Origin of the sequence: Aquibium oceanicum (assembly GCF_001889605.1) — a bacterium.
Taxonomy (GTDB): Bacteria; Pseudomonadota; Alphaproteobacteria; order Rhizobiales; family Rhizobiaceae; genus Aquibium; species Aquibium oceanicum.
On the sequence record NZ_CP018171.1, the window covers coordinates 75,796 to 101,498 of the forward strand.

Below are 25,703 nucleotides of genomic sequence, written 5' to 3' on the forward strand. Positions count from 1 at the left end.
GGGACACTGCGACAAATCATTCCAAGGGAGCGAAACATGCAGGAAGTCGGCCATTTCATCGGCGGCAAGCACGTCGCCAGCACCAGCGGGCGCAACCAGAACATCATGCAGCCCATGGACGGCAGCGTCCGAGGCACCGTCGCGCTGGGTTCGAAGAAGGAACTGCGCGACGCAGTGGAGAACGCCAAGGCAGCGCAGCCGGCCTGGGCGGCGACCAACCCGCAGCGGCGCGTGCGCGTGCTGATGAAGTTCCTCGAACTGGTGCACAAGGAGTACGATTCGCTCGCTGAACTCCTGGCGCGCGAGCACGGCAAGACGATCGCCGACGCCAAGGGCGACATCCAGCGCGGCCTCGAAGTCGTGGAAGTCTGCGTCGGCGCGCCGCACATGCTGAAGGGCGAATATACCGACGGCGCTGGCCCCGGCATCGACATCTACTCCATGCGCCAGCCGCTCGGCGTGGTCGCCGGCATCACGCCGTTCAACTTCCCCGCCATGATCCCCCTGTGGAAGATCGGCCCGGCGATCGCCAGCGGCAACGCCTTCATCCTGAAGCCGTCGGAGCGCGATCCGGGCGTCCCGATGCGCATCGCCGAACTCTTCCTCGAAGCTGGGCTGCCGGCCGGCATCCTCAACGTCGTCAACGGCGACAAGGAAGTGGTCGACGCCATCCTCGACGATCCCGACATCAAGGCGATCGGCTTCGTCGGATCGACCCCGATCGCGCAGTACATCTATTCGCGCGCCGCGGCGACCGGCAAGCGGGCGCAGTGCTTCGGCGGCGCCAAGAACCACATGATCATCATGCCCGACGCCGACATGGACCAGACGGTCGACGCCCTGATCGGCGCCGGCTACGGCTCGGCCGGTGAGCGCTGCATGGCGGTCTCGGTCGCGGTTCCGGTCGGACAGGAAACCGCAGACCGGCTGGTGGAAAAGCTGATCCCGCGCGTCGAGAGCCTCAAGGTCGGTCCGTCGACCGACAGTTCCGCCGATTTCGGGCCGCTGGTGACCCAGCAGGCGCTGGAGCGCGTGAAGGGCTACGTCGATCTCGGCGTCAAGGAAGGCGCAAAGCTCGTCGTCGACGGCCGCGGCTTCAAGATGCAGGGCTACGAGAACGGCTACTACATGGGTGGCTGCCTCTTCGACGAGGTGACGCCGGACATGCGCATCTACAAGGAAGAGATTTTCGGCCCCGTGCTCTCGGTGGTGCGCGCCAAGACCTACGAGGACGCGCTGAAGCTGCCCAACGAGCATGAGTACGGCAACGGCGTCGCGATCTTCACGCGCGACGGCGATGCCGCGCGCGATTTCGCTTCGCGGGTGCAGGTCGGGATGGTCGGCGTCAACGTGCCGATCCCGGTGCCGATCGCCTACTACACGTTCGGCGGCTGGAAGGGCTCGGCCTTCGGTGATCTGAACCAGCACGGCCCGGACGCTTTCCGCTTCTACACCAAGACCAAGTCTGTCACCGCCCGTTGGCCGAGCGGCATCAAGGACGGCGCGGAGTTCGTCATCCCGACGATGAACTGATCCGGCGGTCGGAAGAGCGGGGCCGGCTCATGCCGGCGGCGGTCATGATCGACCGCCCGCTCGATCTGCCCCTATGAGGTGTCGTTGGGCTTCGGTGTAGTGCCGCCTGGGCGGCAGCCGGAGCCCGGAATGGCGTGCGACCTGAGGCCGGGCCGCTCCCGTTGGCGGTCGAACAGGTCTCCGAGTGGCAATAGAGTGCAGAGCGCAGCGGCCAGCGCGTAGAAGCGCGCGGCGAGCCGCAGCGCATCATCCGGGTCGTTCCCGACCAGCGCGATCGCCTCGATTTCCGAGAGCGGCAAGCCCACCGTCTCGAAGACGTAGTCTTCCGACACCGCCTCCGCGTAGCGCAAGAGGCAAAGCACAAACCAGCGGACCGGCGCGGACCGCGTGGCGGCCTGCTCGGCCATGGCGGCGAAAGAGACGAGCAGCGCAATGACGCGCCGAAGCATCTTTTCATCCACCATTGCCGCCTGCACGTGCATCTCGTGTCCTTCGCTGACCGAGGGGCAGTGTGGCGCGGGTGGCGGGTGCGTGGATGGAATTCGAGGAAGCCGTTGATCCGGCTGGGGTGGGTGCCCGTCCGATCCACGCCGCCTCCCTCCGCTTCGTCATCCTCGGCCGACCGCGCGAAGCGGAGTGAGAGCCGGGGATCCAAGCCTGAGAGGCGGTGGAGGATGAGGTGGCGGAGATCAAGCTGCGGGACCGGGACAGACGCCTCAACCCAAGCGCCGTCCCTCTCCGCTTAGTCATCCTCGGCCGACCGCAGCGAAGCGCAGGTAGAGCCGAGGATCCAGGCCTGAGAGGCAGTCACGGGCGAGGTGGTGGAGAAGGAGGGGTGGTTTCCTGCACCACCTCACGCGGCCGACAAAGATGGCGCTTCCTGCGCCATCTCACGCTGCCGATAGGCTCAGGCATGGATCCCAGGGTCTACGCGACGCCGCTTCGCGGCTGCTCCGCCCTGGGATGACGAAGCTGGGGGGTGACGGCGCTAACCGCTCGCTGCAGGGGAGCGCATGAGGACCGAGGATCAAGCGGCGGGACGGACTAGACGCCGATCCCACGCGCTGCCTCTCTCCGCTTCGAACAGAACTCCGATCGGAGCGACGCCTCCCTCCGCTTCGTCATCCTCGGCCGACCGGAGCGAAGCGGAGGGAGTGCCGAGGATCCAAACCTGAGAACTGGTTACGGGTGAGGTGGAGGAGGGCGAGAGCGATTGCGACGCCTCACGCCGGGCGGCGAGAGCGGCTTCCTGAACCACCTCACGCTCCCGGTACGCTCAGACCTGGATCCTAGGGTCTGCGCGACGCCGCTTCGCGGCTGCTTCGCCCTGGGATGACGAAGGTGGGGTAGCGACGACAACCGTCGGCGTCAGCGGTGGCGCGAGCGTTAGCGTCGCGCCAGCACGTTCATCTCCGACATCGTTCCCGGTCGCCGCCTCGCGTTTCCCGTCGTCATCATTTCGTGAAGGCCGTTGTGGAACCCGTTTGGGCCCTGCGACTTAATTCTCCAATCGCCTGCGGGCGAAGGTTCAAGGAAAAGCCAATCGCGCCTCCGGAAGGAGGCACAACGTCTCGTGCTCGCGAGATGAAGGAGAAGTATTCCCATGGCAAAGCTCCCCGTCACTCTCGCCGCGATCGCCGCAGCCATCACCCTCACTGCAATCCCGATCGCTTCGATGGCCGGCTCCGGCTCCCCGATGGATGGCATTAGCCCGCCGCCGCTGGCGGCTTCCCCGGAGGCGCGGGTGCAGGCGTCGCAGGCGCCGAGCCTCGAACTCTGCGGCAAGCGCGACTCCATGGTTGCCGATCTCGGCCAGCAGTTCCGCGAACAGTCCCTGGCGACGGGCCTCGTGGACGAGAACGCCATGATGGAGATATTCGTGTCGCCATCCGGCACCTGGACGATTTTGGCCACCGGCACGGACGGCATTAGCTGCGTGCTGGCCGTCGGCGAAGGTTTCGAGGCCAATACCCAGATCGCCGGGCTAGGCGTCTGACGTTCTGCGTCAGCGCCGCAGAGCCTCCTCGGCCCGTCGGCGCAGGGTGAGCATCAGCCGGTCGGCCTCCTGGCCGGCTTTTTCCTCGTCTCCGGCCATGATGGCCCGCACCATCGACAGATGGCGGTCGGCCGCCTCTGCGAGGCCGGTTTCGGCCTGATACCGGAACCAGAAGCGGCGGCTATGGCTCTGCAATGGCGCGGCTAGGCGCGACGCGAAGGCATTGTCTGCGCCCAGCGCCAAGGCTTCGTCGAGGCTCTTGTCTGCTTCGAGGAAAGACAGCACGTTGTCCTTGATAACGGCCTTCTGCATCCACAGCGCCGCATTACTGAATTTCTCCGCCGCCTCGCGCGTCGCGTTGCGCGTCGCCGCTCGAGCCAGAAGCACCTCGACGGCGCGGCGGGCGTCGATCACCCTCAGCCAGTCCCCGGGATGAAGCGGCGCCACGGCGACGCCGGCGCGCGGCCTGATCTCCAGAAGACCTTCCCAGGCGAGCCGCTGCATCGCCTCTCGCACCGGCGTGCGACCGAGGCCTAGCCGTTCGATGAGCGCGCCTTCCGTGGTCGTGGAGCCCGGCGCGAGTTCCAGCGTCACAATCATGCGCTCCAGCGCGCGGTAGGCCCGGGCTGCGGCCGGCTCAGCGGCGGTTTCGGGAGGGATCATTGGTCCTGCCACTTGATATATCACTTGCATATCAGGCTTCGGTTGCGATTGACAGGCCCGACTGCTCCAGATATATCACAGATATATCAGAAGGAGAGTGGCCATGTGGGCAGGTGTTTTCCCCGCGGTGACGACGAAGTTCACCGAGAGCGACGAACTGGATCACGCGGAGATGGAGCGCTGCTTCGCGCTGCAGATGGAGGCGGGCTGCGACGGCATCATCGTGGCGGGATCGCTCGGCGAAGGTCCGATGCTGTCGCATGAGGAGAAGCTGGAGGTGCTAAAGACCGCCCGCGGGGTCGCCGGCGGAAAGCCAGTGCTCCTGACCGTCAACGAGCCCGGCACGCGCGAGGCGCGCGCCATGGCGACGAAGGCGGCGGCTGCCGGCGCCGACGGGCTGATGGTCGTGCCGAGCCCGATCTACCACACCAATCCGGAAGAGACCGTCGCCGCGCTTTCGGCGGTCGCGGCCGCGGGCGATCTGCCGGTTATGATCTATTCCAACCGGCTCGCCTACCGGGTGGACGTGACCATCCCGATCATGGAGGAACTGGCGGCCGACGCGCGCTTCGTCGCGGTCAAGGAATCCTCGGACGACATCCGCCGCTCCACCGACATCGTCAACGCATTCGGCGACCGGTTCGACCTCTTCACCGGCGTCGACAACCTCGCCTTCGAGGCGCTGTCGGTGGGCGCGATCGGTTGGGTGGCCGGGCTGGTCACGGCGTTTCCGGCCGAGACGGTGGCGATCTACCGGCTGATGAAGGCGGGGCGCCGCGACGAGGCGCTCGCCATCTACCGCTGGTTCCGGCCGCTGCTCGACCTCGACGTCTCGACCTATCTGGTCCAGAACATCAAGCTGGCGGAAGTCTTCGCCATCGGCACCAACGACCGCGTTCGCATGCCGCGCAAGCCGCTGTCCGGCGAGCGCCGGGCGATGGTGGAAAAGGTAGTCAAGGACGCCATGGCGACGCGCCCGGATCTGCCGAAGCTCTGAAGGTATCAGAAAGGCGCCTAAGGTCCGTGGATGAGCGCTTCAGCCGCACCTGAGGAAGACCACGACGTCATTGTCGTCGGTGCCGGGATCGTCGGCGTGTGCTGCGCGGCGGCGCTGGCCGAAGGCGGCTTTCGTCCACTGGTGATCGACCGCACCGGCATCGTGGAGGAGACGAGTTCCGGCAATGCCGCGGCACTCGCCTTTTCCGACGTGCTGCCGCTGGCGCAGAAAGGCATGATGCGCCATTTGCCGCGCTGGCTTTCCGATCCGCTCGGGCCGCTCTCGATCCCGCCTTCGTACCTGCCGAGCCTCCTGCCCTGGCTCTACCGGTTCTGGCGCGCGGGGCGCGGGTCCGCCTACGAGGGCGCGCTCGCCGCGCAGGCCTCGCTGATGCGGCTCGCCGAGGCCGAGTGGATGGGGCTGATGGAGCGCAGCGGTACGGGGCCGATGCTGCGCGAGGACGGTTCGCTGGAGCTTTACGAGAGCGAGGCGGAGTTTGAGGCGTCGCTGCCCGGCTGGGCCGCGCGCGACCGCTTCGGCATCGCCTACCGCCATGTGAAGCGGGACGGCATCGCGGAAATCCAGCCGGGCCTGTCGCCGCAATTCGTCAAGGGAACCTTCGTGCCGGGATGGAAGACGGTCTCCGATCCGCAGGAACTCGGCAAGGCGATCTGGGCGCATGCGGAGCGGAACGGGGCGCGGTTCCGGAAAGGCGCCGTCGAGAATGTCGGCCAGTCCGGAGAGATGCCGGAGGTCCGTCTCGCCGACGGCCAGTGGCTGCGGGCCGGGCGGATCGTGATCGCCTGCGGAGCCTGGTCGCACCTTCTTGCGCGCGGGCTCGGCGACCGCATCCCGCTGGAGACCGAGCGCGGCTACAACACCACGCTTCCTCCGTATGCCTTCGACCTGAAGCACCAGCTGATCTTTTCCGCGCACGGCTTCGTGGTGACGGCGCTGTCGACCGGCATCCGGATCGGCGGCGCGGTGGAACTGGCGGGCCTGAAGGCGCCGCCGAACCATGCGCGCTCGAAGGCGATGCTTCGCAAGGCGCAGCGCTTCATGCCGTCGCTTAAGACGGAGGGCGGGCGCGAATGGATGGGCTACCGCCCTTCCCTGCCGGATTCGCTGCCGGTGATCGGCCGCGCGGCGGGCGACGAACGCGTCATCTACGCCTTCGGCCACGGGCATCTCGGTCTCACCCAGGCCGCGGCCACCGGACGGCTTGTCCGCGACCTCGCGGCGGGGCAGTCTGCGGCGATCGATCTTTCCCCGTTCAGTCCGCAGAGGTTTTGAGTTTCCGCCATGGCGCGCCATTCCTTCCACTGCATTGACGGGCACACCTGCGGCAATCCCGTCCGCCTCGTGACGGGCGGCGGGCCGCTACTCGACGGTTCGACCATGATGGAGCGGCGGGCGCATTTCCTGGCCGAGTACGACTGGATCCGCACCGGGCTGATGTTCGAACCGCGCGGCCACGACATGATGTCCGGCTCGATCATCTATCCGCCAACGCGCGAGGACTGCGATGTCGCGATCCTCTTCATCGAGACCTCGGGCTGCCTGCCGATGTGCGGGCACGGGACGATCGGAACGGTGACCATGGCGATCGAGCACGGGCTGATCCGGCCGAAGACGCCGGGTGTGCTGCGGCTCGACACGCCGGCAGGTCTCGTGACGGCCGAGTATCGCCAGGAAGGCGAGTACGTCGAGGAAGTGCGCATCACCAACGTGCCGGCCTTCCTGCATTCGGAAGGCCTGGAGGTTGAATGCCCTGACCTCGGCCGGCTGCGGGTGGACGTCGCCTATGGCGGGAACTTCTATGCCATCGTCGAGCAGCAGGAAAACTACCGCGACATGGCGGATCATTCCGCCGGGCAACTGATCGGCTGGAGCCCGGTGCTGCGTGCACGGCTCAACGAGGCCTACCGCTTCGAGCATCCGGAGAACCCGGCGATCTCGGGCCTGTCGCACATCCTGTGGACGGGCGCGCCGACGGTTGAGGGCGCCGACGCGCGCAATGCCGTCTTCTACGGCGACAAGGCGATCGACCGCTCGCCATGCGGCACCGGCACCTCGGCCCGCATGGCGCAGCTTCACGCCAAGGGCAAGCTGAACGCCGGCGACGGCTTCGTGCATGAATCGATCATCGGGTCGCTGTTCAAGGGGCGGATCGAGCGGGAGACGGAGGTCGCGGGCCGACCGGCCATCGTGCCGTCGGTCGGTGGCTGGGCGCGAACGACCGGCTACAACACCATCTTCATCGACGACCGCGATCCGTTTGCCCACGGTTTCGTGGTGCGGTGAATATCTGACGATGCTGATAGACCCAGAGTTATCGTACGCAAGGAAATCCGGGAAGAGCGCCGTTGGCGCAAGGATTTTCCTGTCTGCGACGGAGTGCGCGTGGAACTAGGCAAGGACTTTGCGTTGTGCCAATGCTAGCTTCGAATCTGGCCTAGCCGCGGGAAAGCCGCCACGAGCGGCAGTCGCGGGTCCCCGAAGGTGGACGCAAGGGAACCATTTTTCCCGTTGCAATCCACCTTCGAAGGGATAAGGAACGAAGGGGAACAAAGAAGGGCGCGCCACCGGCGACGCTCCAGGGGAACCACCGACGATGGAATATTTCGTCCAGCAGCTTATCAACGGGCTGACTCTGGGATCGATCTACGGACTGATCGCGATCGGCTACACGATGGTTTACGGCATCATCGGCATGATCAACTTCGCCCATGGCGACATTTTCATGGTCGGGTCGTTCATCGCGCTGGCGACCTTCCTGATCCTGACGACGGTCTTCGGCTTCGTCTTCCTTCCGGTCGTCCTGCTCATCGTGCTGATCGTGGCAATGCTGTTCACCTCCGCATGGGGCTGGACGGTGGAGCGCCTCGCCTACCGACCGCTGCGGGGATCCTTCCGGTTGGCGCCGCTCATCACCGCCATCGGCATGTCAATCGTGCTGCAGAACTTCGTCCAGGTGACGCAGGGCGCCCGCAACAAGCCGATCCCGCCGCAGATCCAGGGCGGCATCACCATCATGGACGGCATGACGGAGAACGGCCGGATGGTGGTGCAGCTCTCCTACATCCAGATGATCATCATCCTGACGACGCTGGTGCTCATGGTCGGCTTCACGCTGCTCATCTCGCGCACGCCGCTCGGCCGCGCGCAGAGAGCCTGCGAGCAGGACCGCAAGATGGCCGCGCTGCTCGGCGTCAACGTCGACCGCACCATCTCGCTCACCTTCGTCATGGGTGCGGCGCTCGCCTCCGTGGCGGGCCTGATGTTCCTGCTGCTCTACGGCGTGATCGACTTCTACATCGGCTTCCTCGCCGGCGTTAAGGCGTTCACCGCCGCGGTGCTGGGCGGCATCGGGTCGCTGCCCGGCGCCATGCTCGGCGGTCTGCTGATCGGCCTCATCGAGGTCTTCTGGTCGGGCTACTTCACCATCGAATACAAGGACGTGGCCGCCTTCTCGATCCTCGCGATCGTGCTGATCTTCCTGCCCTCCGGCCTGCTCGGCAAACCGGAAGTGGAGAAGGTCTGATGGCGGCCGACAGCACGGGCGCGCCGACCTCCGACATGCGTCCGGAGGGTGCGCAGAGGAACCTCGAGGAGCGCGGCAAGGCGCCGCTGATCGTTCCCGGCGACGACCCGAACTCGACCAGGAACTCGGTCAGGGACGCGCTCGTCGCAGCCGCGCTGACCTTCGTGCTCGGCTTCTTCTTCCTCGGCGTGCGGTCCGACATCGCTCCGGGCGGGCTCGCGCTCGAGTTCCGCTGGGGACTGCTCTTCACCGCGGTGGCGATCGTCTTCGTCGGCCGCATGCTCCTGAACGTGCTGGTCTTCCGCACCACGGCCCCGCTGACGGACCGCATGTCGCGGAGCTTCAGCAGCGCAGGGCGAAAGTATTCGGGCGTCGGCACCTGGCTCGGACGGTTCCTCTTCGCCTTCGCGGTCATCCTGCCCTTCTTCTTCACCTATTTCTTTCCTGGTCAGGACCGCCAGTACATCGACCTCGCCATCCTCATCATGACCTACATCATGCTGGGGTGGGGCCTGAACATCGTCGTGGGCCTCGCCGGCCTGCTCGATCTCGGTTATGTCGCCTTCTACGCCGTGGGCGCCTACTCCTTCGCGCTGCTGGCGACCCATTTCGAGTTCATCGGTTTCTGGACGGCGCTGCCGTTGGCCGGCTGTCTCGCGGCATTCTGGGGCATCGTCCTCGGCTTTCCGGTGCTCAGGCTGCGCGGAGACTATCTCGCCATCGTGACGCTCGCCTTCGGCGAGATCATTCGTGTCGTGCTCCTGAACTGGTACGAGTTCACCGGCGGCCCGGACGGCATTTCCGGCATTCCGAAGCCCACGCTGTTCGGCCTGGAGTTCTCGCGCGGCGAGGGCGGTTTCGCCGATTTCTTCGGCTTGGAATACGACAACATCCACCGCTTCATCTTCCTCTACTACATCATCTTCATCCTCGCGATCATCACCAACCTGGTGACCCTGCGGCTGCGCAAACTGCCGGTCGGGCGGGCATGGGAAGCGCTGCGCGAGGACGAGATCGCCTGCCGTTCGCTGGGGATCAACACGACCAACACCAAGCTGACAGCCTTCGCCCTCGGGGCGATGTTCGGCGGCATCGCCGGCTCGTTCTTCGCCACCCGGCAGGGCTTCATATCGCCGGAGAGCTTCACCTTCCTGGAATCGGCGATCATCCTAGCGATCGTGGTGCTGGGCGGGCTCGGCTCCCAGATCGGCGTCGTGATTGCCTCCGTCGTGATGATCGGCGGCATCGAGATGCTGCGCAACCTCGGCTTCCTCAGCAACGTCTTCGGCGCCGGCTTCGATCCGACGCAGTACCGCATGCTGATTTTCGGGCTAGCCATGGTGCTCATCATGGTGTGGAAGCCGCGCGGCCTCGTGTCGACCCGCGAGCCCACGGCCGTACTCAGGGAGAAGAAACGGATCGGCGCCGACATGGTCGCGCAGGGTGAAGGTCACTGATGGTTTCGGCGATGGACAAGACCGCGACGGCCGGCGGCGCACATCGGTGGGATGTCGATCCCGTGCTCACCGTCGAACACCTGACCATGCGCTTCGGCGGCCTCGTTGCCGTCAGCGACCTCTCCTTCAACGTCGGGCGCGGCGACATCACGGCGCTGATCGGGCCCAACGGCGCGGGCAAGACCACCGTCTTCAACTGCGTCACCGGCTTCTACAAGCCGACCGAGGGACGCACGGTGATGCGCCACGGGGCGGGCCTGCAGCAGGACGTCATCGACGAGGTGACCGACAGCGGCCTGCGCTGGAAGCAGGACGCCAACAGCGCCGTCTTCCTGCTCGAGCGCATGCCCGACTTCGAGATCTCGCATCGCGCCAAGGTGGCGCGCACGTTCCAGAACATCCGGCTCTTCGGCGGCATGACGGTGCTGGAGAACCTCCTGGTGGCGCAGCACAATCCGCTGATGAAGGCGTCCGCCTTCACCTTCGGCGGCATCGTGGGCATTCCCGCCTACAAGCGCGCCGAGCGGGAAGCGATCGATCGGGCCGTCTACTGGCTGGAACAGGTCCGCCTGATCGAGCGCGCGGACGATCCCGCCGCCGATTTGCCCTACGGCGACCAGAGGCGCCTCGAGATCGCCCGCGCCATGTGCACGGAACCGCTGCTCCTGTGCCTCGACGAGCCGGCGGCCGGTCTCAATCCGCGCGAATCGCAGGAACTCAACGAACTCCTGAAGTTCATCCGCGAAAACCACGGCACGTCCGTGCTCCTCATCGAGCACGACATGGGCGTGGTCATGGAGATATCGGATCACATCGTGGTGCTGGACTACGGCGTGAAGATTTCCGACGGCGACGCCGACCACGTGAGAAACGACCCGAAGGTGATCGCCGCCTATCTCGGCGTCGACGACGAGGAGGAGATCGATATTCCCGAAGTGCTCCACGATGTGGAGGACGCCGAGGCGCGATCGGGCACCACCCTTCACGACGAGGGAGGCAAGGCATGAGCCCGAGCGAGCCGATGCTGAGCGTCCGCAAGGTCGAGACCTACTACGGCAAGATCGTCGCGCTGCGCGGCGTCGACGTCGACGTCTATCCGGGCGAGATCGTCACCCTGATCGGTGCCAACGGTGCCGGCAAATCGACGCTGATGATGACCATCTGCGGCAGCCCGCAGGCGAGGTCCGGCCAGATCGTCTATGACGGGCAGGACATTACCGCGATGCCGACCCACGAGATCATCCGTCTCGGCATCGCCCAGTCGCCCGAGGGCCGCCGCATCTTCCCGCGCATGACCGTCATGGAGAACCTCCAGATGGGCGCCTCGCTGGTGGCTGACGAGCATTTCGACGGCGACCTGAAGCGCATCTTCGAGCTCTTCCCGCGCCTGAAGGAACGGGCCGGGCAGCGCGGCGGCACGCTTTCGGGCGGCGAGCAGCAGATGCTGGCGATCGCCCGCGCGCTGATGGGCCGCCCCAAGCTGCTTCTCCTGGACGAGCCGTCCCTCGGCCTCGCACCGCTGATCGTCAAGCAGATCTTCGAGGTCATCAAGGAGCTGAACCGCACCGACGGGCTGACGGTGTTCCTCGTCGAGCAGAACGCCTTCCACGCGCTCAAGCTCGCGCATCGGGGCTATGTGATGGTGAACGGCTCCATCACGATGAGCGGAACCGGCGCGGAGCTCCTGAAACGCGAAGAGGTGCGCGCGGCCTATCTCGAAGGCGGGAGGCACTGAGCGGGAACATGGAAAAGGCAAACGGTCTTCTGTGGGAAGTCTCGGCGTGGGAGTTCGTCTTCGTCACGATCATCCTGGCCGGCGCGGCGGCTTTCATGACGGGACGCTCGGCGGCGAACGTCTGGCTGGAGAAGCGACAGCTCGTCGTCTATCTCGTGCTGCTCGCCGCCGCGACGCGGTTCATCCATTTCGCGCTGTTTTCCGGCAGCCTCCTGACCATCTACTATTACGTGATCGATCTCGCGGTCCTGCTCGTCATCGGCTTCGCCGGCATGCGCATGACGCGGTCGAAGCAGATGGCCACGCAATACGGCTTCGCGTTCGACCGCGCAGGACCCTTCGGATGGAAGCGGCGCTGAGCGCGACGGCGGAGCAGCGACCACACGGCTGTTTACGAAGTTCGACCTGAAGCCTTTATTTCGCTCAAGAAGTGGGCTTTTATGTCGGCAAGCGGGAAAGGGAACACCCGCACACAACCGGTCCGGAAAGACCAAACACCCTCACGGCCGGTTCAGGCATTCCTCAGGTGTTTAAGGGAGTTACCATGAAGAAATCACTCTTGGCAGGCGTTGCGCTGACGTTCGCGATGTCTTCCGCCGCCTATGCGGACATCCTCATCGGGACCGCCGGGCCGATGACCGGGCAGTATGCGTCGTTCGGCGCGCAGATGAAGGCGGGCGCCGAGCAGGCCGTCGAGGACATCAACGCGGCCGGCGGCGTCAACGGCGAGATGCTCAAGCTGTTCATCGGCGACGATGCCTGCGATCCCAAGCAGGCCGTGGCCGTGGCCAACCAGGCGGCCGGCGAAGGCGTTGCCTTCATGGCCGGCCACTTCTGCTCGGGTTCCTCGATCCCGGCTTCGGCCGTCTACGCCGAGGAAGGCATCGTCCAGATCTCGCCGGCATCGACCAATCCGAAGTTCACCGACGAGCGTCCGGGCGAAGGCATCTTCCGCGTCTGCGGCCGCGACGACCAGCAGGGCGCTGTCGCCGGCCAGTTCCTGGTCGACAACTTCGCCGACAAGAAGGTCGCGTTCGTCCACGACAAGACCGCCTACGGCAAGGGTCTCGCCGACGCCACCATGGCGGCCTACGAGGCAGCCGGCGGCAAGCCCGCGATGTACGAAGCCTACACCGCCGGTGAAAAGGACTACACCGCGCTGGTCTCCAAGCTGAAGTCGGAAGGCGTCGGCGTTCTCTATGTCGGCGGCTACCACACCGAAGCCGGCCTCATGGCCCGCCAGATGCGCGAGCAGGGCATGGACACCGTGCTGGTGTCGGGCGATGCGCTCGTGACCGACGAGTACTGGGCGATCACCGGCGATGCCGGCGAAGGCACGCTGATGACCTTCTCGCCCGATCCGCGCAAGAACGAGACCGCGGCTCCGCTGGTCGAGAAGTTCCGCGCCAAGGGCATCGAGCCGGAAGGCTACGTGCTCTACACCTACGCCGCGATCCAGGCGTGGGCGGATGCGGTGAAGACCGCCGGTTCGACCGACTTCGAGCCCGTGGTCAAGGCGCTGGACGACGGCACGTTCGAGACCGTGCTCGGCTCGCTCGAGTTCGACGACAAGGGCGACGTGACCCTGCCGGGCTACGTGTTCTACGAGTGGAAGGACGGCAACTACGACTATCTGGTGCAGTAAGCTCCAGACCTAGTCCTTCACTGGATTTCGGGCCCGGCGCAGCGATGCGCCGGGCCTTTTTCTTGCCCGCGGCCTCCGGGATTTCGTTTGCACTGCAGCATTTCCGGGCTAAACATTGGAGTGCCTCATTATTCCCCATTGCGGAGCCGGACTTTGCCGATTTCCAAGATCCTCGTCGCCAACCGTTCCGAAATCGCGATCCGCATCTTCCGGGCAGCCAACGAACTCGACATCCGAACGGTCGCCATCTGGGCGGAGGAGGACAAGTACTCGCTGCACCGGTTCAAGGCGGACGAATCCTATCCGATCGGCCGCGGGCCGCATCTGGCGAAGGACATGGGGCCGATCGAGAGCTACCTGTCGATCGAGGAGGTGATGCGGGTCGCCAAGCTGTCGGGCGCGGACGCGATCCATCCCGGCTACGGACTCCTGTCGGAAAGCCCCGAATTCGCGGAAGCGTGCGCCGAGAACGGCATCGTCTTCATCGGCCCGAAGGCGGAAACGATGCGCCGGCTGGGCAACAAGGTCGCCGCGCGCAACCTTGCCATCGAGATCGGCGTGCCGGTCGTACCGGCGACCGGGCCGCTCCCGGACGATCCCGAAGCCATCAAGGCACTGGCGGCAGACGTGGGATATCCCGTCATGCTCAAGGCTTCCTGGGGTGGCGGCGGCCGCGGCATGCGCTCGATCCGCTCGGAGGCCGACCTCCTGCGAGAGGTGACCGAGGGCAAGCGCGAGGCCAAGGCGGCATTCGGCAAGGACGAGGTCTACCTGGAAAAGCTCATCGAGCGCGCGCGCCACGTCGAAGTGCAGGTGCTGGGCGACACGCACGGAAACGCCGTCCACCTGTTCGAGCGCGATTGCTCCATCCAGCGGCGCAACCAGAAAGTCGTTGAGCGCGCCCCCGCCCCCTACCTCTCGCAGGACCTGCGCGACGAACTCTGCGGCTACGCCCTGAAGCTCGCCAAGGACACGGCCTACATCGGCGCCGGAACGGTCGAGTTCCTCCAGGACGCCGATACCGGGAAGTTCTACTTCATCGAGGTCAACCCGCGCATCCAGGTCGAGCACACGGTCACGGAGGAAGTGACCGGCATCGACATCGTCAAGGCGCAGATCCACATCCTCGACGGCTTCGCCATCGGCACGCCGGAATCGGGCGTTCCCGCGCAGGCCGACATCAAGCTCAACGGCCATGCGCTCCAGTGCCGCATCACCACGGAAGACCCCGAGCAGAACTTCATCCCCGACTACGGCCGCATCACCGCCTATCGAGGCGCGACCGGCTTCGGCATCCGGCTCGACGGCGGCACGGCCTATTCCGGCGCGGTCATCACCCGCTTCTACGATCCGCTGCTGGAGAAGGTGACCGCCTGGGCGCCGACGCCGCAGGAGGCGATCGCCCGCATGGACCGGGCGCTGCGCGAATTCCGCATCCGCGGCGTGGCGACCAACCTGACCTTCCTCGAAGCGATCATCACCCACCCGCAGTTCCGCGACAACAGCTACACGACGCGCTTCATCGACTCCACGCCGGAGCTCTTCAATCAGGTGAAGCGGCGGGACCGCGCGACCAAGCTCCTCAATTATCTCGCCGACGTCACCGTCAACGGCCATCCGGAAGCGCGCGGGCGGCCGCGGCCGAACCCGGACGCAGCGGCCCCCGTCGTGCCCTTCGTCGGCGGCGAGGTTCCCGAGGGCAGCAAGCAGCTGCTCGACCGGCTCGGCCCCGAGAACTTCGCGAAATGGATGCGACTCGAACAGCGGGTCCTCGTCACCGACACGACGATGCGCGACGGCCATCAGTCGCTTCTGGCGACCAGGGTGCGGACCTACGACATCGGCCGCATCGCCGGCGCCTATGCCCGCGCGCTGCCGCAGCTCCTGTCGCTCGAATGCTGGGGCGGCGCCACGTTCGACGTCGCCATGCGCTTCCTCACCGAGGATCCTTGGGAACGGCTGGACAAGGTCCGCAAGGGCGCGCCGAACCTGCTGCTCCAGATGCTGCTCCGAGGCGCCAACGGCGTCGGCTACACGAACTATCCCGATAACGTCGTCCGGCACTTCGTCAAGCAGGCGGCGGCGGGCGGCATCGACCTCTTCCGCGTCTTCGACTGCCTGAACTGGGTCGAGAACATGCGCGTCGCCATGGACGCGGTGATCGAGGAAGGCAAGCTCTGCGAGGCGACGATCTGCTACACGGGCGACATCCTGGACCCCGCCCGGTCGAAGTACGATCTCAAGTACTATGCGGCGCTGGCCAAGGAGCTGGAGGCCGCGGGCGCCCACATCATCGCGGTCAAGGACATGGCGGGGCTCCTGAAGCCGGGCGCCGCGCGGGTCCTCTTCAAGGCGCTGCGCGAGGAGACCGGGCTTCCGATCCATTTCCACACGCACGACACGTCCGGCATTTCCGCCGCCACCGTGCTCGCCGCCATCGAGAGCGGCGTGGACGCGGTCGACACGGCCATGGACGCGCTGTCGGGCGACACCTCGCAGCCCTGCCTCGGCTCGATCGCGGAGGCGCTCAAGGGAAGCGACCGCGATCCGGGGCTCGATCCGGCCTGGATTCGCAGGATCTCCTTCTACTGGGAGGCGGTGCGCAACCAGTACGCCGCCTTCGAGAGCGACCTCAAGGGACCCGCCTCGGAGGTCTACCTGCACGAAATGCCGGGTGGCCAGTTCACCAATCTCAAGGAACAGGCCCGCTCGCTCGGCCTGGAAACGCGGTGGCACGAGGTGGCGCAGGCCTATCACGACGTCAACCTGATGTTCGGCGACATCGTCAAGGTCACGCCGTCGTCCAAGGTGGTCGGCGACATGGCGCTGATGATGGTGAGCCAGGACCTGACGGTGGCCGACGTCGAGAATCCGGCCAAGGACATCGCTTTCCCCGATTCGGTCGTCTCCATGCTGCGCGGCGATCTCGGGCAGTCGCCCGGCGGTTGGCCCGAAGCGTTGCAGAAGAAGGCGCTGAAGGGCGAGAAGCCGATCACGGTGCGGCCCGGCTCGCTGCTGAAGCCGGCCGACCTTCCGGCCGTCCGCGCCGAGGCGGAAGAGAAGCTCGGCCGCGAGATCAGCGAGTTCGAGTTCGCATCGTCGCTCATGTATCCGAAGGTGTTCGCCGATTTCGCCGCCGCGCAGGAGGCGTACGGCCCCGTCAGCGTGCTGCCGACGCCGACCTACTTCTACGGCATGACGCCCGAGGAGGAGATCTTCGTCGACATCGAGCGCGGCAAGACGCTGGTGATCCGCTGCCTCGCCATCGGCGAGCCGGACGAAAAGGGCATGGTGACCGTCTTCTTCGAGCTCAACGGCCAGCCGCGTCGCGTCAAGGTGCCGGACCGTGCTCACGGCGCCTCGAACGGCAAGGCGCGGCGCAAGGCCGAGCCCGGCAACGACCTGCATGTCGGTGCGCCCATGCCGGGCGTCGTCTCGACGCTCGCGATCGCCGCCGGCCAGGAGGTCAAGGCCGGCGACGTGCTCCTGTCGATCGAGGCCATGAAGATGGAGACGGCGCTGCACGCCGAACGCGACGGCAAGATCGCCGAAGTGCTGGTGCACGCCGGGGACCAGATCGACGCCAAGGACCTGCTCGTCGTCTACGCGGAATGAAAAGGGGCCGCGCGAGGCGGCCCCTGATATGCGTCGTTCGAGCGCGGCGGCTCGTCAGCCGTCGATCTGCTGCGCCATGATGGCGATCGCCTTCTGGTAGACCGTGGCCGCGTTCCAGCCTTGGATGGCGCGATAGTTCGGCTGGCCGGGCTGGTAGCCCGCGCCCGCGCGCCAGCCATGGGCGCGCAGGAAATTCGCGGTCGAAGCAAGCGCATCGGCGGTCGAGCCGACGAGATCGATGCGGCCGTTGCCGTCGCCGTCCACCCCGTAGCGCAGGATGCTGCCAGGCAGGAACTGGGTCTGGCCGAGTTCGCCATGCTTGGCGCCGACGGAATTCCCCGACACGACGCCACGGTCCACGAGTTGCAGCGCCGCGATCAGATGTCCGGTGAAGAACTCCGAGCGCCGGCAATCATATGCGAGCGTGGCGGTGGCGGAGATCAGGTTCGTGTCGCCCATGAAGCCACCGAAGGCCGTTTCCATGCCCCAGATGGCGATCAGCGGACCGGCGGGAACGCCGTAGCGAGCCTCGAGATTGGCGAAGAGTTTCGCATTCTGCGCCTTCAGCCGCTTGCCCTTGGCGACGATGGTGGTGGCGCCGCGAACCTGCATGAACTTCTCGAGCGAGTACTTGAAGCTCTTCTGGCCGCGATCGGCGTTGATCGTGCTTTGCGAATAGCGCGCGCCCTGCAACGCCGCCAATCCGCGCTGTCCGACGCCGGCCCTGGCGGCCTCCCCCGCCATCTGTTGTTTCCAGTTGTCGAACCCGGCCGAAGTATTGCCGCAAGTGGCCGCGTGCGCAGTTCCTGTCGCCAGTCCCAGCGCCAGGAGCGCTGCCGCGAAAATTCCGCCTTTCGGCATTTATGCCATCTCCATCTTTCGCAAGATGCACCTGACCGGGACGCGCCCGTCGCAGTGCATCCGATGATAAAACCGGTGCGGAATACTGTTTGCCCATTCCCGCACGTGCGCCAATGGCACACAATCACGTCCAATCTTTGTCATATCGAAACGGGAATGGCGAGATGGGCGATGTCGACGTGGTTATCGTGGGAGCGGGCTCGGCAGGCCTGTCGGCAGCGAAAGCGGTACGGGCCGCAGGGCGGAGTTTCATCGTCGTCGAGGCGATGGACCGGATCGGCGGCCGCGCCTGGACCACGAGCGATGATTTCGGCGTTCCCTTCGACATAGGTTGCGCTTGGCTCCATGCCGGCGACCGCAACCCCTACTACGCGGATGCCCAGGCGGCGAAATGGACGCTCTACCATCACGACATGAACCTCGATCACCTCTACTACGGCAACCGCAAGGCAAGCGAGGAGGAAGAGGCCGAGGTGCGCAAGGCCGATGGCACGCTCTCGCAACTGCTCGAAAGCCATTCTTCCGACGACGACCGGCTGTCTTCGCTCCTGGCGAAGGGGCATGCGGTGCGGGCGGCGGCCACTTTCTCCGGCCCCATGGACTTCGGCAAGGACGACGACGAGATCTCGATCGCCGACTTTCGCGCGGCGGCCGATCTCGATCCGAACTATTTTACCAAAGAAGGATTCGGGGCGCTGGTGGCGCAGTTCGGAGCGGACGTGCCGGTGGAGCTTTCGGCCCCCGTCACGAAAATCCGCTGGGACCTGCCTGGCGTGGCGGTGGAAACCGCCAAGGGCACGATCCGGGCAAAGGCGGCAATCGTGACAGCTTCCCCGGCGGTCCTGGCCTATGAAGAGATCGCGTTCGATCCGGCCCTGCCAGACGCCTACGAGGAAGCATTCTTCGACCTGCCGATGGGCATGCTCACCAAGATCCCGATCGAGATCAAGGACACGCGGCTCGGTTTGGCCGCCTTCGACGACCTGCTCATCGAGCGCCATGCGCGCCATGACATCTTCTTCCTGTGCTTTCCCTTCGACCTCGACCTGATGGTTGGTTTCGTCGGCGGCGATTTCGCCTGGGAGATGTCCGTTGCAGGAGAGGCCGCGGGCGTCGATTTCGTCGTCGACCGGCTTTGCAGCATCTTCGGCAGCGACGTGAAGATGCATGTCGGTCGCTCGATGATGACCAATTGGGGCGCCGAGAAGTATGTCCGCGGCGCCTATGCCGCGGCACGGCCCGGTAAGGCGAAGGCGCGCGAGACGCTGTCGCGGCCCCTCGCCGATCGTATCTGGTTCGCAGGCGAGCACCTGGCCGGACCGCTGATCCAGACGTGCGGCGGCGCGCGGCTGTCGGGCGAGGCGGTGGCGCGCGAGGTTCTGAGGACGCTCGGCTGACGAGTTTTCGCGGCGGGAGGATTGGCGCGGCCCAGATTCAGCGGGGGCCACTCGTCGGCGAAATCATCTCCTCCACGGCGAATTGGCCACACCCGTCTTGCACAGGCGGCGCAGCCGGCGCTATGGTTAACGAATTATGAAGACGAAGCTTACCATCGACATCCGCCGTGCCGAGGAAAAGGACGCCTCGGCGATCGCGGACGTGCATATGGAAGCATGGCTCGGCGCCTATTCAGGCATCATCCCGCATCGCGCCCTGACGAAGATGGTGAACCGGCGCGGCAGCGACTGGTGGCGCAACGCGATTCGTCGCGCCTCGGCCATCCTGGTCGTCGAGATCGGCGACGTGGTGGCCGGCTATGCCACGATGGGCCGCAACCGGGCTCGTGAACTGCCGCAGCAGGGCGAGATCTACGAACTCTATCTCCGGCCGGAGTATCAGGGCGTCGGCCTGGGCACGCGGCTGTTCGACGCCGCGCGCGAAAAGCTCTCCCGCCACGGGCTGAAGGGGCTGGTCGTCTGGGCGCTTGAGGAAAACGACGGCGCGCTATCCTTCTATCAGGGCACCGGCGGCCGCGACGTCGCCGAGGGGATCGAAGTCTTTGACCAGAAGGCTCTCAAGAAGGTCGCCTTCGTCTGGGAATGAGTCCGGCCGCGGACTGACCGCAACCGAAATCCTCCCGTTCGCCAGCTTGCGCTGCACTGCACAAAAGGCTATGCGCCTGCGCATTCCCCTGGAGTTCGCACCATGCGCATAGAAGCCATCTCGATCGGCAACAATCCCCCCGAAGACGTCAACGTCATCATCGAAGTGCCGGTCGGCGGGCAGCCGATCAAGTACGAGATGGACAAGAAGGCCGGAACGCTGATCGTCGACCGCTTCCTCTATACCCCTATGACCTATCCGGGGAACTACGGCTTCGTGCCCCACACGCTGTCGGGCGACGGCGATCCGATCGACGTGCTGGTCTGCAATACGCGCGAACTGATCCCGGGCTGCGTCATCAACGTGCGGCCGATCGGCGTCCTGATCATGGAGGACAATGCAGGCCAGGACGAGAAGGTAATCGCGGTCCCTTCCGCTCATCTGACGCGCCGCTACGAGAAGGTCTTCAACTACACCGACCTGCCGGAGATCACTCTGCAGCAGGTCGAGCACTTCTTTGAGCACTACAAGGATCTGGAGCCCGGCAAATGGGTGAAGATCGGTGGCTGGCACGATGCCGAGACGGCGAAGACCATGATCGTCGAGGCGATCGAGCGGGCGAAGACCGCGGCCTGACCGCGTCGCTCAGTTCGCAGTCCGGTTGAACGAGGGGACCGGCACGGTCCCCTGGTCGATCGTCGGCTGGTCGGCATCGCAGATGAAATCCCGAACCACGTTGTCGGCGATGTAGCGCGCCTTCTCGTTGGCGTTCTCGTTTCCGGTCGCCACCACGTAACCGACCGCGCAGCCCTGTCGCTCGGCGGGCTGTCCGACTTTTGCGACCACGAGGACCTCGATCTGCCCGCCCCCGTCGTCCGGTTCGCTGACGAACCAGCGATGGATGGTGGCGAAGGGCATCCGACGCTCTCCCGCAGTTTCGATGCGCCATTCCACCGTCGGTCCCGTCGAGTTGAAGGCGTCGAAGCTTTCCCAGGCGGGGGCGAGGTCGCCGGCCGGCGGAAAGCCGTAGAAGAGGGATTCCCGGGCGTCGCCGTAATAGAGGAAGATAGGATAGCCCCGGTATCCGTCGCACACCATGTTCGCCCAATCTCCGCCTTCGTCGGGCTCGGCGGCCGCGAAGGTGGTGCATGTCGTTTCCGGATCTAGTTTGGTGTAGGCGCTGACGATGCCGTCCGCTGACGCCGGCAAGACGCCGAGAAACAGGACGGCGAGCGCGGCTGCGTATCCTGCCTCTCGTGCGACCATGAGACGTTCCTCCCTTCCTGCGTTCACGAAGACTATTCGGGAACGGGGACGTTGAGAAGCGGGACCGTCGCTATCTTCCGGATGACGCCGCCAAGGCTCTCAGCTTGCGGACGATATCGCCTTCGTCGCCCGTGACCCTCAGCGTCTTCAGGCGCGCGGTGGCGCCGCTGGCGACCGAGACCTGCCCCTTGGGGATACCCAGCGCATGCGCCAGAAGTTTTTCGAGCGCCTTGTTCGCCGCGCCCTTCTCGGGAGCCGCGCGCACGCGCGCCTTCAGATGGGCACGTCCGTCCGCCGTCTCCTCGACCCCTTCGATCGCGTCGGCGCCGCCGCGCGGCGTCAGCCGGATGAAAACATCCGCGCCGCCGGAGGCTGTTCGGAAGAAATCCGGCAAGGCGCCTCAGATGATGGCCGGGGCCAGGGTCGTCAGAATGAACTGCCGGACGAAGAACAGGATCAGAAGCAGGATGATCGGCGAGATGTCTATGCCGCCGAGATCGGGGAGGATGCGCCGGATTGGCCGCAGCGCCGGTTCGGTGACCCGGAAGAGGAAATCGCCGATCGTCGCGACGAACTGGTTGCGGCCGTTGATCACGTTGAATGCGAAAAGCCAGGAGAAGATCGCGGATGCGATGATCATCCACCAGTAGATGTCGATCGCGAGGACGAGGGTCTGGATAAGCGCAACCATGCCGGTCTCCGATGATTTGCCGTGATGTAGACACTGGGCGGCGTCCGGGCAAGTCCGCAGCCGTTTCCGGACTCTCACTTGCCCCCTTCGGCGCGAGGCTTCGCATTGACTTTTTCGAGAAAAGGGCGCTAGAAGCGGCACGTTTTCGGAGCAGACAATGCGCGGCCTCACCATGGCTCTTCTTTCGTTCGGCGGCACCGGCTGGTTTTCCGGCGGCGGTCGCGCGCGCATCGTTTCCACCACGAAAAAATCCCCGGCCAAAACGACCGTCACCACGGTCTGACCACCCTCGGCCTGCTCGCCCTCTCCCGGGTCCGGCCCGGGGAGAAGCCCGCAAGGCCAGCGGGCGCCATCCAAGCCAGGCAGCGGAGAGGGACAGGAGTTCAAGACATGGGTTTCAAGATCGCAGTCGCCGGCGCGACCGGCAATGTCGGCCGCGAGATGCTCAACATCCTCGAGGAGCGCGGCTTCCCCGCCGACGAGGTGGTGGCGCTCGCCTCCCGCCGCTCGTTCGGCACGGAAGTCTCCTACGGCGACCGGACGCTGAAGGTGAAGACGCTCGACACCTACGACTTTTCCGACACCGACATCTGCCTGATGTCGGCCGGCGGCAACGTCTCCAAGGAGCATTCGCCGCGCATCGGCAGGCAGGGCTGCGTGGTGATCGACAACTCCTCGGCCTGGCGCTACGACCAGGACGTGCCGCTGGTCGTGCCGGAGGTCAATCCGGACGCCATCGACGGCTTCACCCGCAAGAACATCATCGCCAATCCCAACTGCTCGACCGCGCAGCTGGTGGTGGCGCTGAAGCCGCTGCATGACGCCGCCAAGATCACGCGCGTGGTGGTGTCGACCTACCAGTCCGTCTCCGGCGCGGGCAAGGACGGCATGGATGAACTTTTCACCCAGACCCGCGCCGTCTACGTCGCCGATCCGGTGGAATCGAAGAAGTTCACCAAGCGCATCGCCTTCAACGTCATTCCGCACATCGACGTCTTCATGGAGGACGGCTACACCAAGGAAGAGTGGAAGATGATGGCGGAGACGAAGAAGATCCTCGACCCGAAGATCAAGCTCACCGCGACCTGTGTGCGTGTGCCGGTCTTCATCGGCCACTCCGAGGCAGTCAACGTCGAGTTCGAGAGGCCGATCTCCGCCGAGGAGGCACGCGACATCCTGCGCGACGCGCCGGGCTGCCTCGTGATCGACAAGCGCGAGGACGGCGGCTACATCACCCCGCTTGAATCGGCGGGCGAGGACGCGACCTACATCTCGCGCATCCGCGAGGACATCACGGTTGAGAACGGCCTGTCGATGTGGGTGGTCTCGGACAATCTGCGCAAGGGCGCGGCGCTCAACGCCATCCAGATCGCCGAACTCCTGGTCGCGCGCGGACTGATCCAGCCGAAGAAGCAGGCGGCCTGAGAGGGGCGGCGCCGGCTACGGCCTCTCGCAGGTCTCGGTCGCCGCCGCTGCCAACCCCTCGATCTAGCAGATCTACCCGACAGGCACTTTGAGGTTGATTCCTCCACCCAGTCGACCACAAGATTGAACGTCCAACGTATCGTTCTTCTTGGAGGGGGGAAGGATGACGGCCAGCCAATCCGACTCTGTGTTTGTCGACCGCGTCTACGAGGCATCCGTCATTCCGGAGTACTGGCCGCAGGTGCTGCGGGATTTCGCACGGATGGCAGGTGCGCAGGAAGCGGCTCTCCTTGCGACAGACAGCGAGGGTTCGAAACTGGTCGGTTCGTCACCGGCGGTCGACGAACTCGCAGCGAAGGTCTACAGCTATCCTGCGGGAATTGAACGAACCCGTCGCCTCGTCGCCCTTCGTCATGCCGGTTTCGTCACCGATCGCGACGTGTTCACGCAGGAGGAAATCCTGAGCGAACCCATGTTTGCCGACTATCTGATACCGAGCGGCTATGGGCGGGGAATAGCAACGGCGATATGCGTTCCCAACGGAGACACGATCGTCCTCCACGCGGAGGGAAACTATCGGGACGGTCCGTTCGATTCCCGGACGATCCAGGCGCTCGACATACTTCGCCCGCATCTGGCGCGGGCCTCGCTCCTGTCGGCGCGGCTCGGGATAGAGCGGGCGCGCGCCGCGGCGGAAGCGCTCGCGACCATCGGCCTGCCGGCGGCGGTGCTGGGGCGCGGCGGCCGCACGCTGGCCGCCAACGACCTGCTCGTCGCCCTGATGCCGCATGTCGTCCAGGACCGGCCGGCTCGCCTGGCACTTGCCGATCCGAGCGCGGATGCGCTGCTCCGCACGGCCCTCGAAGCCGTCGCTGGATCAGCGGGGCTGGATGCGGTGCAATCCATCCCGATCCGCGGCACCCAGGAGCATCCGCCGGTCATCATCCATCTGATTCCTGTGAGGGGCACGGCGCACGATTTCTTCGCGTCGTCCAGCGCCATCCTGCTGGCGACGCCCGTGGTGCCGAAAGAGGTCCCCGGCGCAAACGTCCTTCAGGCACTCTTCGACCTCACTCCGGCCGAGGCAAAGGTGGCGCAATCCATCGGCAATGGCGAGACGACGGCGAGCATCGCCGCTTCCAGCGGCGCATCGCTTGCCACCGTACGTAACCAGCTTGCCGCCGTGCTCACAAAGTCCGGACTGCACCGGCAGGCCGAACTGGTCGGGTTGCTGCGTGGGATCGGGCTGGATTTCGTCCCCAAGCCCTAGCAGCGGCTCCGCCGGACGGTGCATGGCGGCATCCGCGGGATATCACGCCATCCCCATCCCTGCCGCGTTGCCCTTCGTATCGATGAGGGCCCCACTCGCCGTGAGGAACGCAAAAGGCGGCGAGCCGGATGGCCCGCCGCCCGATATTCTCGACAGCCGTGTTCGTCAGGACGCGGCGGCTTCCTCTGCCGGGGCTTCGCGCTCGGCGGCCAGCTTGGCCGCGGCTTCTTCCTCGGCCTTCTTCAGGAAGGCGGCACGCTCCTGGGCCTTCTTGCCCGGCTCGGCCTTGGTGGGGTTGCTGCGCGCCGGGCGCTTGGCGATGCCGGCCTGATCGAGGAAGCGCAGCACGCGGTCCGTCGGCAGGGCGCCGTGGGAGAGCCAGTGCTTGACGCGCTCCTCGTCGATCTTCACGCGGTCGCCGTCCTTCGGCAGCATCGGGTTCCACGCGCCGACCGTCTCGATGAAACGGCCGTCGCGCGGGCTGCGCACGTCGGCGATGACGATGTGGTAGTAGGGACGCTTCTTGGAGCCCGCGCGGGCCAGTCTGATCTTCAGTGCCATTTCCGTTTCTCCTGATGTCTCACTGATCGTTTGGCCTCGTCGGCCGGTTCTCACGCGCCCGTCGGGGCGCTTTCCTTTTCGCCGCCGCTGGCGGCGGCAATGGCTTCGTGGTGGCGGATCACTTCCTTCACGATGAAGTTCAGGAATTTCTCCGCGAAATCCGGGTCGAGATGAGCATCCTTCGCCAGCCGGCGCAGACGCTCGATCTGCTGCTGCTCGCGGGCCGGATCGGCCGGCGGCAGGCCGTGCTCGGCCTTGAGCACGCCGACAGCCTTGGTGCAGCGGAAACGCTCGGCCAGCATGTGGATCAGCGCCGCGTCGATGTTGTCGATCGAGGCGCGGTAGCCGGCCAGGGTTTCCCTTACGTGCACGGTGTCGGCCGTATCGCTCAACTTCGCCCT

26 protein-coding genes are annotated in these 25,703 nt (G+C 65.7%); 18 read left to right on the forward strand and 8 right to left on the reverse strand.

Annotation, left to right across the window (positions count from 1 at the left end; all coding sequences use genetic code 11):
• Positions 1 to 36: 36 nt before the first annotated feature.
• On the forward strand, positions 37 to 1,533 hold the full coding sequence (locus BSQ44_RS00355; RefSeq protein WP_072601415.1) for a CoA-acylating methylmalonate-semialdehyde dehydrogenase: 1,497 nt from the start codon (positions 37 to 39) through the stop codon (positions 1,531 to 1,533).
• Positions 1,534 to 1,604: 71 nt separating this feature from the next.
• Here the strand turns inward: BSQ44_RS00355 and BSQ44_RS00360 are convergent, their stop codons facing one another.
• Entirely contained in the window at positions 1,605 to 2,015 is a 411-nt protein-coding gene (locus BSQ44_RS00360; RefSeq protein ID WP_072601416.1) for a hypothetical protein, read from the reverse strand.
• 1,121 nt (positions 2,016 to 3,136) lie between these two features.
• Here BSQ44_RS00360 and BSQ44_RS00365 point away from each other — a divergent pair.
• A complete protein-coding gene (locus BSQ44_RS00365) occupies positions 3,137 to 3,529 on the forward strand; it encodes a hypothetical protein (protein WP_114579900.1) in 393 nt (130 codons plus the stop codon).
• A 9-nt stretch (positions 3,530 to 3,538) separates the two neighbouring features.
• On the opposite strand, the gene BSQ44_RS00370 is transcribed toward BSQ44_RS00365, so the two are convergent.
• Positions 3,539 to 4,192 carry a GntR family transcriptional regulator gene (locus tag BSQ44_RS00370; protein ID WP_072601417.1) on the reverse strand — a complete coding sequence of 218 codons (654 nt, stop codon included), beginning with the start codon at positions 4,190 to 4,192 and terminating at the stop codon, positions 3,539 to 3,541.
• Positions 4,193 to 4,295: 103 nt separating this feature from the next.
• Between BSQ44_RS00370 and BSQ44_RS00375 the strand changes: the two genes are divergently transcribed.
• The 10 genes from BSQ44_RS00375 to pyc all read left to right on the forward strand — a co-directional run bounded on the left by BSQ44_RS00375 (position 4,296) and on the right by pyc (position 17,185).
• The gene (locus tag BSQ44_RS00375; RefSeq protein ID WP_072601418.1) at positions 4,296 to 5,189 is read left to right on the forward strand and encodes a dihydrodipicolinate synthase family protein; all 894 of its coding nucleotides are present in this window, start codon (positions 4,296 to 4,298) and stop codon (positions 5,187 to 5,189) included.
• Between the two features lie 30 nt (positions 5,190 to 5,219).
• Entirely contained in the window at positions 5,220 to 6,482 is a 1,263-nt protein-coding gene (locus BSQ44_RS00380) for an NAD(P)/FAD-dependent oxidoreductase (protein ID WP_072601419.1), read from the forward strand.
• Between the two features lie 9 nt (positions 6,483 to 6,491).
• Positions 6,492 to 7,493, forward strand: a complete 1,002-nt coding sequence (locus BSQ44_RS00385) for a 4-hydroxyproline epimerase (RefSeq protein ID WP_072601420.1) — start codon at positions 6,492 to 6,494, stop codon at positions 7,491 to 7,493.
• A gap of 310 nt (positions 7,494 to 7,803) precedes the next feature.
• Positions 7,804 to 8,733: an ABC transporter permease subunit gene (locus BSQ44_RS00390; RefSeq protein ID WP_072601421.1), complete on the forward strand. Its 930-nt coding sequence runs from the start codon at positions 7,804 to 7,806 to the stop codon at positions 8,731 to 8,733.
• The gene (livM, locus tag BSQ44_RS00395; RefSeq protein ID WP_083534294.1) at positions 8,733 to 10,190 is read left to right on the forward strand and encodes a high-affinity branched-chain amino acid ABC transporter permease LivM; all 1,458 of its coding nucleotides are present in this window, start codon (positions 8,733 to 8,735) and stop codon (positions 10,188 to 10,190) included. The genes BSQ44_RS00390 and livM overlap by 1 nt, the downstream gene beginning before the upstream one ends.
• Positions 10,190 to 11,197 (forward strand): ABC transporter ATP-binding protein, encoded by a 1,008-nt coding sequence (locus tag BSQ44_RS00400; protein ID WP_072601422.1) that lies wholly within the window; start codon positions 10,190 to 10,192, stop codon positions 11,195 to 11,197. The genes livM and BSQ44_RS00400 overlap by 1 nt, the downstream gene beginning before the upstream one ends.
• Positions 11,194 to 11,925, forward strand: coding sequence for an ABC transporter ATP-binding protein (locus BSQ44_RS00405; protein WP_072601423.1), 732 nt, complete (start codon positions 11,194 to 11,196; stop codon positions 11,923 to 11,925). Before BSQ44_RS00400 ends, BSQ44_RS00405 begins: the two co-directional genes overlap by 4 nt.
• Positions 11,926 to 11,933: 8 nt before the next feature.
• A complete protein-coding gene (locus BSQ44_RS00410; RefSeq protein WP_072601424.1) occupies positions 11,934 to 12,284 on the forward strand; it encodes a DUF6867 family protein in 351 nt (116 codons plus the stop codon).
• Positions 12,285 to 12,469: 185 nt separating this feature from the next.
• The gene (locus BSQ44_RS00415) at positions 12,470 to 13,570 is read left to right on the forward strand and encodes a branched-chain amino acid ABC transporter substrate-binding protein (protein WP_072601425.1); all 1,101 of its coding nucleotides are present in this window, start codon (positions 12,470 to 12,472) and stop codon (positions 13,568 to 13,570) included.
• Between the two features lie 153 nt (positions 13,571 to 13,723).
• Complete coding sequence (gene pyc / locus BSQ44_RS00420; protein ID WP_072601426.1) at positions 13,724 to 17,185, forward strand: pyruvate carboxylase; 3,462 nt, start codon at positions 13,724 to 13,726, stop codon at positions 17,183 to 17,185.
• 54 nt (positions 17,186 to 17,239) lie between these two features.
• Here the strand turns inward: pyc and BSQ44_RS00425 are convergent, their stop codons facing one another.
• Complete coding sequence (locus BSQ44_RS00425; RefSeq protein WP_072601427.1) at positions 17,240 to 18,046, reverse strand: lytic murein transglycosylase; 807 nt, start codon at positions 18,044 to 18,046, stop codon at positions 17,240 to 17,242.
• A gap of 164 nt (positions 18,047 to 18,210) precedes the next feature.
• Between BSQ44_RS00425 and BSQ44_RS00430 the strand changes: the two genes are divergently transcribed.
• The 3 genes from BSQ44_RS00430 to ppa all read left to right on the forward strand — a co-directional run bounded on the left by BSQ44_RS00430 (position 18,211) and on the right by ppa (position 20,725).
• Positions 18,211 to 19,443 (forward strand): flavin monoamine oxidase family protein, encoded by a 1,233-nt coding sequence (locus BSQ44_RS00430; RefSeq protein ID WP_072601428.1) that lies wholly within the window; start codon positions 18,211 to 18,213, stop codon positions 19,441 to 19,443.
• 136 nt (positions 19,444 to 19,579) lie between these two features.
• Positions 19,580 to 20,089, forward strand: coding sequence for a GNAT family N-acetyltransferase (locus tag BSQ44_RS00435; RefSeq protein ID WP_072601429.1), 510 nt, complete (start codon positions 19,580 to 19,582; stop codon positions 20,087 to 20,089).
• Positions 20,090 to 20,191: 102 nt separating this feature from the next.
• A complete protein-coding gene (ppa, locus tag BSQ44_RS00440; RefSeq protein ID WP_072601430.1) occupies positions 20,192 to 20,725 on the forward strand; it encodes an inorganic diphosphatase in 534 nt (177 codons plus the stop codon).
• Between the two features lie 9 nt (positions 20,726 to 20,734).
• Here the strand turns inward: ppa and BSQ44_RS00445 are convergent, their stop codons facing one another.
• The 3 genes from BSQ44_RS00445 to BSQ44_RS00455 form a co-directional block, all read right to left on the reverse strand.
• On the reverse strand, positions 20,735 to 21,355 hold the full coding sequence (locus BSQ44_RS00445) for a hypothetical protein (RefSeq protein ID WP_072601431.1): 621 nt from the start codon (positions 21,353 to 21,355) through the stop codon (positions 20,735 to 20,737).
• Between the two features lie 70 nt (positions 21,356 to 21,425).
• Entirely contained in the window at positions 21,426 to 21,749 is a 324-nt protein-coding gene (locus BSQ44_RS00450) for a DUF167 family protein (protein ID WP_072601432.1), read from the reverse strand.
• Positions 21,750 to 21,755: 6 nt separating this feature from the next.
• A complete protein-coding gene (locus BSQ44_RS00455; protein ID WP_072601433.1) occupies positions 21,756 to 22,046 on the reverse strand; it encodes a YggT family protein in 291 nt (96 codons plus the stop codon).
• Between the two features lie 157 nt (positions 22,047 to 22,203).
• Between BSQ44_RS00455 and BSQ44_RS27735 the strand changes: the two genes are divergently transcribed.
• The 3 genes from BSQ44_RS27735 to BSQ44_RS00465 all read left to right on the forward strand — a co-directional run bounded on the left by BSQ44_RS27735 (position 22,204) and on the right by BSQ44_RS00465 (position 24,741).
• On the forward strand, positions 22,204 to 22,329 hold the full coding sequence (locus tag BSQ44_RS27735) for a hypothetical protein (RefSeq protein ID WP_256381706.1): 126 nt from the start codon (positions 22,204 to 22,206) through the stop codon (positions 22,327 to 22,329).
• A gap of 107 nt (positions 22,330 to 22,436) precedes the next feature.
• The gene (locus BSQ44_RS00460; RefSeq protein WP_072601434.1) at positions 22,437 to 23,471 is read left to right on the forward strand and encodes an aspartate-semialdehyde dehydrogenase; all 1,035 of its coding nucleotides are present in this window, start codon (positions 22,437 to 22,439) and stop codon (positions 23,469 to 23,471) included.
• A gap of 163 nt (positions 23,472 to 23,634) precedes the next feature.
• Positions 23,635 to 24,741 (forward strand): helix-turn-helix transcriptional regulator, encoded by a 1,107-nt coding sequence (locus BSQ44_RS00465; RefSeq protein ID WP_072601435.1) that lies wholly within the window; start codon positions 23,635 to 23,637, stop codon positions 24,739 to 24,741.
• Between the two features lie 165 nt (positions 24,742 to 24,906).
• Here the strand turns inward: BSQ44_RS00465 and rpsP are convergent, their stop codons facing one another.
• Both rpsP and BSQ44_RS00475 read right to left on the reverse strand, forming a co-directional pair.
• Positions 24,907 to 25,302, reverse strand: coding sequence for a 30S ribosomal protein S16 (gene rpsP / locus BSQ44_RS00470; protein ID WP_072601436.1), 396 nt, complete (start codon positions 25,300 to 25,302; stop codon positions 24,907 to 24,909).
• Positions 25,303 to 25,352: 50 nt separating this feature from the next.
• Positions 25,353 to 25,694 (reverse strand): chorismate mutase, encoded by a 342-nt coding sequence (locus BSQ44_RS00475; RefSeq protein WP_072601437.1) that lies wholly within the window; start codon positions 25,692 to 25,694, stop codon positions 25,353 to 25,355.
• Positions 25,695 to 25,703 lie beyond the last annotated feature (9 nt).

What these genes read in the sequence shown, in the direction of transcription:
- BSQ44_RS00355 (WP_072601415.1), top strand. Translation starts at nt 37, where the DNA reads ATGCAGGAAGTCGGCCATTTCATCGGCGGCAAGCACGTCGCCAGCACC.
- BSQ44_RS00360 (WP_072601416.1), bottom strand. Translation starts at nt 2,015, where the DNA reads ATGCACGTGCAGGCGGCAATGGTGGATGAAAAGATGCTTCGGCGCGTC.
- BSQ44_RS00365 (WP_114579900.1), top strand. Translation starts at nt 3,137, where the DNA reads ATGGCAAAGCTCCCCGTCACTCTCGCCGCGATCGCCGCAGCCATCACC.
- BSQ44_RS00370 (WP_072601417.1), bottom strand. Translation starts at nt 4,192, where the DNA reads ATGATCCCTCCCGAAACCGCCGCTGAGCCGGCCGCAGCCCGGGCCTAC.
- BSQ44_RS00375 (WP_072601418.1), top strand. Translation starts at nt 4,296, where the DNA reads ATGTGGGCAGGTGTTTTCCCCGCGGTGACGACGAAGTTCACCGAGAGC.
- BSQ44_RS00380 (WP_072601419.1), top strand. Translation starts at nt 5,220, where the DNA reads ATGAGCGCTTCAGCCGCACCTGAGGAAGACCACGACGTCATTGTCGTC.
- BSQ44_RS00385 (WP_072601420.1), top strand. Translation starts at nt 6,492, where the DNA reads ATGGCGCGCCATTCCTTCCACTGCATTGACGGGCACACCTGCGGCAAT.
- BSQ44_RS00390 (WP_072601421.1), top strand. Translation starts at nt 7,804, where the DNA reads ATGGAATATTTCGTCCAGCAGCTTATCAACGGGCTGACTCTGGGATCG.
- livM (WP_083534294.1), top strand. Translation starts at nt 8,733, where the DNA reads ATGGCGGCCGACAGCACGGGCGCGCCGACCTCCGACATGCGTCCGGAG.
- BSQ44_RS00400 (WP_072601422.1), top strand. Translation starts at nt 10,190, where the DNA reads ATGGTTTCGGCGATGGACAAGACCGCGACGGCCGGCGGCGCACATCGG.
- BSQ44_RS00405 (WP_072601423.1), top strand. Translation starts at nt 11,194, where the DNA reads ATGAGCCCGAGCGAGCCGATGCTGAGCGTCCGCAAGGTCGAGACCTAC.
- BSQ44_RS00410 (WP_072601424.1), top strand. Translation starts at nt 11,934, where the DNA reads ATGGAAAAGGCAAACGGTCTTCTGTGGGAAGTCTCGGCGTGGGAGTTC.
- BSQ44_RS00415 (WP_072601425.1), top strand. Translation starts at nt 12,470, where the DNA reads ATGAAGAAATCACTCTTGGCAGGCGTTGCGCTGACGTTCGCGATGTCT.
- BSQ44_RS00425 (WP_072601427.1), bottom strand. Translation starts at nt 18,046, where the DNA reads ATGCCGAAAGGCGGAATTTTCGCGGCAGCGCTCCTGGCGCTGGGACTG.
- BSQ44_RS00430 (WP_072601428.1), top strand. Translation starts at nt 18,211, where the DNA reads ATGGGCGATGTCGACGTGGTTATCGTGGGAGCGGGCTCGGCAGGCCTG.
- BSQ44_RS00435 (WP_072601429.1), top strand. Translation starts at nt 19,580, where the DNA reads ATGAAGACGAAGCTTACCATCGACATCCGCCGTGCCGAGGAAAAGGAC.
- ppa (WP_072601430.1), top strand. Translation starts at nt 20,192, where the DNA reads ATGCGCATAGAAGCCATCTCGATCGGCAACAATCCCCCCGAAGACGTC.
- BSQ44_RS00445 (WP_072601431.1), bottom strand. Translation starts at nt 21,355, where the DNA reads ATGGTCGCACGAGAGGCAGGATACGCAGCCGCGCTCGCCGTCCTGTTT.
- BSQ44_RS00455 (WP_072601433.1), bottom strand. Translation starts at nt 22,046, where the DNA reads ATGGTTGCGCTTATCCAGACCCTCGTCCTCGCGATCGACATCTACTGG.
- BSQ44_RS27735 (WP_256381706.1), top strand. Translation starts at nt 22,204, where the DNA reads ATGCGCGGCCTCACCATGGCTCTTCTTTCGTTCGGCGGCACCGGCTGG.
- BSQ44_RS00460 (WP_072601434.1), top strand. Translation starts at nt 22,437, where the DNA reads ATGGGTTTCAAGATCGCAGTCGCCGGCGCGACCGGCAATGTCGGCCGC.
- BSQ44_RS00465 (WP_072601435.1), top strand. Translation starts at nt 23,635, where the DNA reads ATGACGGCCAGCCAATCCGACTCTGTGTTTGTCGACCGCGTCTACGAG.
- rpsP (WP_072601436.1), bottom strand. Translation starts at nt 25,302, where the DNA reads ATGGCACTGAAGATCAGACTGGCCCGCGCGGGCTCCAAGAAGCGTCCC.